Source organism: Bradyrhizobium lablabi (genome assembly GCF_001440475.1).
Taxonomy (GTDB): Bacteria; Pseudomonadota; Alphaproteobacteria; order Rhizobiales; family Xanthobacteraceae; genus Bradyrhizobium; species Bradyrhizobium lablabi.
Map to the genome: position 1 here is coordinate 19,570 of NZ_LLYB01000101.1, position 8,368 is coordinate 27,937.

Genomic DNA, 8,368 nt, shown 5'->3' on the forward strand with positions numbered 1-8,368 from the left:
AGTCCGCGTTCGGCTACAAGCAGTCCGAAATCCTGCACGTGGCGCAGAGCCAGCATCACGACATCGGTGTCGCCCGCAAGCTTGGCTACAAGGTCTGCTGGATCGAGCGGCGCCAGGGCATGAAGGGCTTCGGTGGAACGCCTGAGGTGCCGGAGCTTACAAAACCCGACTTCCATTTCGCCACGATGAAGGCATTCGCCGACGCGGCGCTTGGAAGCTGAAAGAGAGCAGGGCGACAGACATGACAGAGGTCTGGACCCCGATGGCACCGGCCGCCTCGCTCTGGGCGAGTACGGCGGAGCCGTTGCCTGCCTTTCCGGAGCTTGCCGGCGAGGTGAAGGCCGATGTCGTCATCATCGGCGCGGGTTATACGGGGCTGTCTGCAGCGCATCACGTCGCGAAGAGCGGTCTTGCTCCGATTGTGCTCGAAGCCAATCATCCAGGCTGGGGCGCGAGCGGCCGCAATGGCGGCGTCGTCACCGCCAAATTTCGCCTCTCGTTCCGCGACGTCGATACTGTTCATGGCCGTGCCATGGCCAGGCGCATGTACGAGATCGCGCACGAGTCCGTCGAGATGGTCGATGAGCTGGTGTCCGAATTCGGCATCACGAGTGCCCGGCTGACACGCAACGGGCAGGTCAAGGCCGCGCACAATCAGGTAACGCTCAAGGCGGCGATCGATGAGGCCGAATGGATGAAGCGACAGATGGGCGATACCGAGGTTCGTATCCTCGATGCCCATCAGGTGCGCGAAGAGACGGGATCGCGGGGCTTTGTCGGCGGCGTGCTCAATCCAGGATCCGGCGGCATCCATCCGCTGAATTACCTGCGCGGTCTGGCTAAAGGTGTTGCGCAGCGGGGTGTACCGATATTCCAGGAAAGCCCTGTGCTCGCGCTCCGTCGCGACGGCGATGGCATTGTCGCCGAGACGCCCGGCGGCAGTGTACGCGCGCGTCAGGCGATCATCGCCACCAACTCTTATTCCGACCTGACGTCAGCCACGGTGCGGCTGCAGCACACATTGGTGCCGTTCCGCAGCGCTCTCATCGCTACGGAAAAACTGTCACCGAACCTCGCCGGCAGTCTGATGCCGACGGGGCGAACCTATACAGAGACCAAGCGGATGATGCGCTGGTTCCGCAAGTTCGACGATCGCGTCATCTTCGGCGGCCGCGGCGCTTTCGGCAAACAGGACTCGGAGAGCGCGTTCGAGGCGCTACGCAGTGCCATGACCGGTATCTTCCCCGAACTGGCGGACGTTCCGTTGGAGTACCGCTGGTCCGGACTTGTCGGCATGACGCTCGATTCCGTACCGCATGTCGGCCGCATCGATGACCGTACCCTCTATTCAGTCGGCTACAATGGCGCCGGCGTCGCAATGTCGAGCCTGATGGGCCGCTATCTCGCGTCGCTTGTGCGCGGGGAGGCGGTCGACCTTGGCTTGCTCGACGCGCGCCGTATCAGGACCATTCCATTCTATTCGCTGCGTGAACCGGCCGTCCGCATGGTGGCCGGCTGGTATCAATTTCTGGATGCGATCGGGCGTTAGGAGTTCCGGGTCCGATCATAACAAGAGGGGTTGAACATGATGATTGCATCTTGCTGCCGGCGCGCACTGCTCGGCGTTTCCCTTGGTGTCCTTGCGACGCTGTCGGCGCTCCCGGCCAGCGCGGACCAGATCACCTTCGTCTCCCAGGGCGGCGCCTATCAGAAGGCGCAGACCGTCGCGATCCTCGATCCCTCGGCCAAGAAGCTTGGCATCACCATCAATCAGGACAGCATTCCCGACGCCTGGCCGGCAGTCAAATCGCAGGTGGCGAGCGGCAAGCCGACCTGGGACGTCGTCGACATGCCGACCGGCAACTGTCTGCGCGGCGGCGAGCAGGGTCTCGTCGAGAAGCTGGATTTCGCCAAATTGCCGAACGCGGCGACGATGCCGGAGGCCTATCGCTCTGCCTATTCCGTCACCTACGAATTCTATTCGAGCGTGCTCGCCTTTAGCCGGAAGAAATTCCCCGATGCCGCGCCGTCGAGCTGGGCCGATTTCTGGGATGTGAAGAAATTCCCGGGTCGCCGCGCTCTGCGCAACCATCCGTTCGCGACGCTGGAGGCGGCGCTGATGGCCGATGGTGTAGCACCCGACAAGCTATATCCGCTCGACGTCGATCGCGCCTTCAGGAAGCTCGAGGAGATCAAGCCCAGCATCACGGTATGGTGGACCTCGGGTGCGCAGTCGGCGCAGCTCCTCAACGACGGCGAGGTCGACATGGTGATGGCCTGGAACGGCCGCGTCAGCGCACTGATGGGCGAGGGCGCCAAGGTCGGGTTCACCTTCAACCAGGGTATCCTGCAGAGCACGTCGCTCTGCATCCTGAAGGGGGCGCCCAATCTCGCCACGGCGGTGCGCTTCGTGAACGAAGCTGTCGATCCCGTCCACCAGGCCAACCTGCCGCTGCATATCGACTACGGCCCGGCCAATCCCAAGGCGTTCGACACCGGCGTGATCAAGCCGGAACGCGTCGCGCAACTGCCGAGCGCGCCCGACAATGCATCGAAGCAGGCTTTGATGTCGTATGCCTGGTGGTCGTCGCCCGCCGGCGAGGCGGCAGAAAAGCGCTGGGTCTCGTTCATGCAGAAATAGCGTCACAGCGGAGACCATGATCGTGCACAGCCCAGCGCCAGACATCTCGCTCCGGCACCAGCGTCGCGAGCAGCGCCTGATGCTGGCGCTGGCGCTGCCCGCGCTGCTGGTAATCCTGCTGCTGGTGGTGCTGCCGGTCGGCTGGCTCGCCTGGCAGTCGGTCTACCACGATGGCTTTACGCTTGCGAACTACCGCCGGATCTGGAGCGAGGATATCTACTGGCGCAGTTTTGCCCTGACATTCGAAATCGCCGTGCTGGTGACGTTGCTGGCGCTTCTGCTCGGCTATCCGATCGCCTATGCGGCGAGCGTCGCTCCGAAAAGGTGGGCCATCGTCATCCTGGCGCTGGTGGTGCTGCCGTTCTGGACCAGCGTGCTGGTCCGCGCCTATGCCTGGCTCGCGCTGTTGCAACGGACCGGCGTCATCAACCAGGTGCTGCGCCAGATCGGCGTGATTGACGAGCCGCTGGCGCTTGTCCACAACACCTTTGGCACCGTCGTTGCGACCCTGCACATTCTGCTGCCCTTCATGGTGCTGCCGCTCTACGCCACGATGCAGCAGATCCCGCGCGATCTGATGCAGGCCGGCGCAAGTCTCGGCGCCGGTCCCACGCTCACCTTCTGGCGGATATTTCTGCCGCTCTCGCTGCCGGGAGTGCTGGCGGGCAGCACACTGGTCTTCGTGCTCACGCTCGGTTTCTACATCACGCCCGAATTGCTCGGGGGCGGCCGCACCATCATGATATCGATGCTGGTGAGTCGCAATGTCGAGCTGTACGATCAGTGGGGTGCCGCCAGCGCCGTCGGCGTGGTGTTGCTGGTCGCGGTCGGGCTGATCTTCTTCGCTGTCAGCCGCTTCATTCCGCTCGATCGCGTGTTGGGGCAAAAATGACGATGTCCCGCCCATACCGCATCGCCCTGATTGTCGTCTGCGCGCTGGTGTTGCTCTATCTCATCCTGCCGATCCTGATCATCGCGCCAATGTCGTTCTCGGCCGCGCGTTTCCTGACCTTCCCGCCGCCATCGCTGTCGCTGCGCTGGTATCAGGAGTATGTCGGCAATCCGGCGTGGATGCAGGCGACCCGCGTAACGCTGACGGTGGCAGTGCTCACCGTGGTCATCGCAACCCCACTCGGCGTGGCCGCGGCGTATGCGATCAGCCAGTCGAAATGGCGGATCATGCGGCTGATCCACATGACCCTGCTGCTGCCGCTGGTGGTGCCGATCATCATCACCGCTGTCGGCATCTTCTTCATCTTCGCCAAGGTCGGACTGGTCGCGACCATGACCGGCCTTGTGCTCGCCAACGTCATGCTGGGCTTGCCCTATGTCATCATCTCGGTCGCGGCGGGATTGCAGAGTTTCGATGCGACGCAGGAGATGGTGGCGCGCAGCCTCGGCATGAACAGGCTGCGCAGCTTCTTCGTGGTGACGTTGCCGCAGATCAAGGCCAGCGTCATCGCAGGCGGCATCTTCGCCTTCATCTCCGCGATGGACGAGACCATCGTCGCCCTGTTCATCTCCGGCGGTCAGTATCAACCACTGACCAAGCGGATGTTCACCGCGCTCCGCGACGAGATCGACCCGACGATTGCGGCGATCAGCACGCTGATGACCGCGGTGTCGTTCATGCTGGTGCTGATTGCGACCAGCCGGTCGAAGAAGGGCGCGTGAGCAGTCAGGCGGCGGCCTCGATCTTTGCCATGGCCTTCGGCTGCTCGGGTTCGCGCGGCAGCACGATGCGGACCACCGTGCCAGTGCCGAGCTTGGAGCGCAGCCGCATCGTTCCGCCATGCAGGCTGGTCAGCGAGCGGGCGATGGCGAGCCCAAGACCCGAACCCTGGTAGGTCTTGGTGAGCTGGCTCTCGACCTGCTCGAACGGCTTGCCCAGCCGCTGCAGCGAGGCCGTCGCGATGCCGATGCCGGTATCGGCGATCATCAGCACGATCGAGTTGGGCAGCACGTGGCTGCGCACGGTGACCCTGCCGTCGTCGGGGGTGAACTTGACGGCATTGGAGAGCAGGTTGACGAAGATCTGCTTGACCGCGCGGCGATCGGCCACGACGGAGATGGTGCGTTCGATATCGGCGTCCAGCGTCAGGTTCTTGTCCTCGGCGCGGCCCGAGACCACGCGCAGCGACTCCGCCAGGATCTTCGACAGGTCGAGCGGCTCCATGTCGAGCTTCATGCGGCCGGCCTCGATCTTCGACATGTCGAGGATGTCGTTGATGACTTCGAGCAGGTATTTGCCTGATGTCAGGATGTCGTGGCAGTACTCCTGATACTTGTCGGAGCCGAGCACGCCGAACATGCCGCTGCCCATGATCTCGGAGAAGCCGATAATGGCGTTGAGCGGTGTGCGCAGCTCATGGCTCATGTTGGCGAGGAATTTCGACTTGGCCTGGTTGGCTTCCTCGGCGCGGTTCTTCTCCCGCGAATATTTTTCGGCGAGGTCGGCCAACTCCGCCTGCGAGCGCTTGAGATCGATGACGTTGGCGCGGAGGCGAGCGTCGTTCTCGATCAGCTTCTGCTCGTGCTCCTTGATGCGGGTGATGTCGGTGCCGACCGAGACGTAGCCGCCGTCCTTGGTGCGGCGCTCGGAGATGTGCAGCCAGCTTCCATCGTCGAGTTGCGCCTCGAACGTGCGCGCTCCCGGCGCTTGCGCGCCGGTCTCCTGCAGTCTTGTGCGCACTTCCGGCATGCTGCCGACCTCGATCACGGTCTCATACGACGTGCCGGGGGTCACCGCCGTATCGGGCAATTTGTGCAGGCGCTGGAAGTGCGAGTTGCAGAGCACGAGGCGGTCTTCCGCGTCCCACAGCACGAAGGCTTCCGGGATGGTCTCGATCGCGTCGCGCAGCCGCAAATCGGCTTCCACGGTCTTTTCGGCCAGGCTCTTCTGCTCGGTGATGTCGACCGCGATGCCGATCAGATGCAGCCCGCCGTCGGCCAGGGTCTGGCTGAGCTCGCAGCGGACCCGCAGCCAGATCCAGTGGCCGCCGGTATGCTGCATGCGGAAGGTCTGATCGATGTGGTCGAGCTTGCCGGCGATCATCTGGTCAGCAATCTCGAACAGGTCGATGTCGTCGGATTTCACCAGCGCGTTCACTTCGCCGAAGGTGAGAAGGTCGTTGCGGGAATCGAGGCCAAGCATCGTGAACATCGATGCCGACCAGAAGATCCGGCCGCGGGAGAGGTCCCAGTCCCACAGGCCGCAGCGGCCGCGGTTGAGCGCGGTGTCGATCCGGCCGCGCACGGCGTCGTTGATGAGATCGCCCTCGCGGGCGCGGGTCGACTGCCAGTGGAAGGCGAAGCCGAGGATCAGCACGACGAAGCCCGTGGTGGCCGACAGCGTCACCGACAGCGCGGCATCCGAGCCCCACAGCGGCTCGTTCTTTTCCTGGATGACGATGACCTGGCCCGGCAGCGACTTGATCAGCTTCGAGATCGCCATGGCGCCGTTGCCGTTCGGCAGCGTCATGTCGTTGATGACGCCCTGCTGGCCGGGCGTGGCGAGGAGTTGCGCCGTGCTGATGACGTCGAGGACGCGGTCGCCGCCGCCGAGGCTGCCCTCGACCGGGACGCGGGCCATGATCCGGTGATCGGCGCCGGTGATGATGACGTGGCGGCCGTTGGCAAGGCCCCAGGCCGGAATCAGGTCAGGCAGCAGGCTCTGCAGCCGCTCGATATTGAGGGCGCGGTCCTGCCGGATCGAGGCGACGCGGTCGAGACGTTCGGCGAGCAGATCGGTGAGCGCGGAGAGGTCGCGCTTCATCGCGGCGCGCTTCTGCCGGCTCTGGTCGATCACTTGCACGAAGGCGCCGAGGCAGATGGTGATCAGAAAGGCGATGATGAGCGTCGGCACGGCGCGACGAAGCGCCGGCTCCGCGGTGAGCAGCCGGTGATAGGCAGGTTTCGCGATCGATTGCGCCAATCCTTTGATCGAATCGGATTGGACGCGCACGTTCGCCGCATGCGCACTCGCCATGCTCTAGACCCCCGCCGAAGGCTCTTTTGCACACTGTCCGGAAGCACCCCATGCAACTCCCGAATCATGCCGATTTGAATCCACTTTTTTGGGGCTGTCGAGAGTCAACGATTCGTTAATTTGAAATAAATCTTGTCCAACGCAAATTAAGGCACGCTGATGCGAGTCCGAAACGGGAACGTGCCTGCAAATTACGCGCGCGGCGGTTCGGCATGACTGATCACGCGCTTGATCGAAGGGAACGCGCGGCGCAACGCGCGCTCGATCTCGTCGACGTTCTCATGCACCTTGATGACGCTCAGCGACGGCGCGGCGCGGCAATGGAAATTAACGATTTCGCCGGCGTCGGTGTCGCGCACACGCACATTATGAATGTCGTGGATCGCGCCATTGCCGGCAAAGCGCATCAGCGCGGCCTTGATCTCTTCGACGCGCGCGGGCGCGGCGTCGGTGCCGTGCGGCAGTTCCGGCTCGAGCGGCTCGATGTGGGTGTCGACCTCGACGTCCTCGCCGAAATCCTCGCGGATGCTGTGCTCGAGATCGTGGGCGATGTCGTGCGCGGCCAAAAGTTCCATGTCGCCGTCGACTTCGAGGTCGAGGCTGACGATCAGCTTTTCACCGAGATCGTGCACGGTGACATGGTGAACGGCGAGGCCGGAATTGCGGGCGATCACCATGACGCGCTCGCGCACGCTCTCGTTGTCACGCGCAACCGGCACCGCGGTGAAGGTGAGGTCAGCGTCGCCGAGCGCCTTGCTGACGGCGACTTGCGCGGATTTCTTGATCGCCTCGACGCGGTCGATCGGATAGGTGCGCGGCACCTTGGCGATGGCGTCGATGAAATGCGTCGGCCCGACCATGCGCACGCGCACGCGCTCGACGCCGACCACGCCCGGTACCGCGCGGATCGCAGCGGTTGCCTTTTCGGACGCGCCCTCCGGCGCGCGGTCGAGCAGGGTTTCGATGGTGGAGCGGCCGAGCCGCAGGCCGAGGATCGAGATCATCACGGCAACCGCTATCGCCGCGACCGAGTCGCCCCAGGCAAAACCGAAGCCGGTCAGCACGAGGCCGACGATGACGGCGATCGAGCCGAGCACGTCGGAGGCAAAATGCAGCGCGTCCGCCGCCAACGCCTGGCTCCGCGTCTCCCGCGCCGTGCGATGCAGCGCCCGCGCGCGCCAGAAATTGACGGCGATATCGATCACCAGCACGACGAACGGAATGGCGGAGAGCGTCGGGGGTGGCGCGCCCTCGCTTAGCCGGCTCCAGGATTCGACCAGGATGCCGCCAGCCAGCACATAGAGCAGCGCGATGACAAAGAGCGCGGACAGGCTCTCGAACTTGCCGTGGCCGTAATGATGTTCAGCGTCAGCCGGCTGGTCGGACACCCGCACCACCAGCCAGGTGATGACGGTCGCGATCACGTCGACGGAAGAGTGCAGCGCCTCCGAGATCAGCGCCAGCGAGCCGATCGCAATGCCGACGGCAAATTTCGCCGCCGCCATGCCGGCGCTGGCGAAGATCGAGATGGCGGCGACGTTGGTCTTGAGGGTAGGGGGACTGGTCATGGCCGGCGGTTTAGCAGGGGGTTACGCAAGATTAAAGCGGACAGGTGGCGCAATCGCCACTCACTCGCAGGAGCGATTTGTTGCGAATTGTTCTGAGTTAAGGGAGCTGCCGTCATTGCGAGCCAACGGGTCGCGCGAATGCGCGCCCGATGACAGGCTNGCGAAGCAATC

6 protein-coding genes and 1 pseudogene are annotated in these 8,368 nt (G+C 63.9%); 5 read left to right on the forward strand and 2 right to left on the reverse strand.

Translation table 11 applies throughout. The annotated features are described in order from the left end of the window. The 5 genes and pseudogenes from CQ14_RS46915 to CQ14_RS29135 form a co-directional block, all read left to right on the forward strand. A pseudogene (locus tag CQ14_RS46915) lies at positions 1-221 on the forward strand (HAD family hydrolase); the annotation flags it as partial. 20 nt (positions 222-241) lie between these two features. Further along, positions 242-1,549, forward strand: coding sequence for an NAD(P)/FAD-dependent oxidoreductase (locus CQ14_RS29120; protein WP_057861256.1), 1,308 nt, complete (start codon positions 242-244; stop codon positions 1,547-1,549). A 39-nt stretch (positions 1,550-1,588) separates the two neighbouring features. Next, positions 1,589-2,641 (forward strand): ABC transporter substrate-binding protein, encoded by a 1,053-nt coding sequence (locus CQ14_RS29125; RefSeq protein WP_057861388.1) that lies wholly within the window; start codon positions 1,589-1,591, stop codon positions 2,639-2,641. A gap of 79 nt (positions 2,642-2,720) precedes the next feature. Continuing rightward, positions 2,721-3,533, forward strand: a complete 813-nt coding sequence (locus tag CQ14_RS29130) for an ABC transporter permease (RefSeq protein WP_082650093.1) — start codon at positions 2,721-2,723, stop codon at positions 3,531-3,533. Beyond that, the gene (locus CQ14_RS29135) at positions 3,530-4,315 is read left to right on the forward strand and encodes an ABC transporter permease (protein ID WP_057861258.1); all 786 of its coding nucleotides are present in this window, start codon (positions 3,530-3,532) and stop codon (positions 4,313-4,315) included. The genes CQ14_RS29130 and CQ14_RS29135 overlap by 4 nt, the downstream gene beginning before the upstream one ends. A gap of 4 nt (positions 4,316-4,319) precedes the next feature. Here CQ14_RS29135 and CQ14_RS29140 read toward each other — a convergent pair whose 3' ends face one another. Together CQ14_RS29140 and CQ14_RS29145 are read right to left on the reverse strand one after the other, a co-directional pair. Continuing rightward, entirely contained in the window at positions 4,320-6,629 is a 2,310-nt protein-coding gene (locus tag CQ14_RS29140) for a sensor histidine kinase (RefSeq protein WP_057861259.1), read from the reverse strand. Positions 6,630-6,820: 191 nt separating this feature from the next. Then, positions 6,821-8,197 carry a cation-efflux pump gene (locus tag CQ14_RS29145; protein WP_057861260.1) on the reverse strand — a complete coding sequence of 459 codons (1,377 nt, stop codon included), beginning with the start codon at positions 8,195-8,197 and terminating at the stop codon, positions 6,821-6,823. Between the last annotated feature and the right edge of the window lie 171 nt (positions 8,198-8,368).